General features: G+C 59.4%; 1 protein-coding gene. It reads right to left on the bottom strand.

Annotated features, from left to right (window positions below):
• Positions 1 to 781, bottom strand: a 781-nt coding sequence (locus QUB04_RS32100; RefSeq protein WP_445301107.1) for an Ig-like domain-containing protein, incomplete at both ends; no start/stop codon positions are given.

Raw genomic sequence — 781 nt, forward strand, 5'->3', positions numbered from 1 at the left:
AATTTCACCGGCGGTGACAATCCGGCCGCCGGTTTCGGGATTGCCTAAAAATATCAGCCCTTCATTTGCTGGTGGGACGGTGTTGATGGTGAAGGATGCGATCAACCCGTCTGGATCTGTGCCGCCTAGTCCTGCGATCGCCACAGCGCTGCTGGGGCCGATCTCAAGGTTGACGTTGTTAGCTAGGGGCGGTTGGTTTGGCACCGGCAGCAGCGCCGATACAGTAGCGCTGGCGGGGCTGGTGGCCCCCTGGTTGTCTGTAGCGCTGTAGGTGAAATTTGCTGTTGTAAAGTTGCCTGTCGATTGGAAAAATAATTGGTTAATGTCAGCAGGTGTCAGAATTTCACCGGCGGTGACAATCCGGCCGCCGGTTTCGGGATTGCCTAAAAATATCAGCCCTTCATTTGCTGGTGGGAGGGTGTTGATGGTGAAGGATGCGATCGAACCGTCGGGGTCGCTTCCTCCGAGTCCTGCGATCGCCACAGTGCTGCTGGGGGCGATTTCGAGGTTGACGTTGCTAGCTATCGGTGGTTGGTTGGCGGGAGTCGGAGTCGGAGTCGGTGGGGGTGGGGGAGTCGGAGTCGGTGGGAGTGGGGGAGTCGGAGTCGGGGCAGCGGTGATAGTGGTGGTAACAGTTGCGCCGGGAGCGCGGCCGTTATTGTTGTCGGGATTGGGGTCTGGGCTCGTTGAGGTGCTGCTAGCAGTGTTGGCGACGGTGCCACCGGTGGCGGGAACTGCGAAACTGACGGTTCTGTTGGCGCTGGCTGCGCTGGCTAGGGAT

It is taken from the genome of Microcoleus sp. D2_18a_B4, assembly GCF_036702475.1.
Lineage (GTDB): Bacteria > Cyanobacteriota > Cyanobacteriia > Cyanobacteriales > Microcoleaceae > Microcoleus.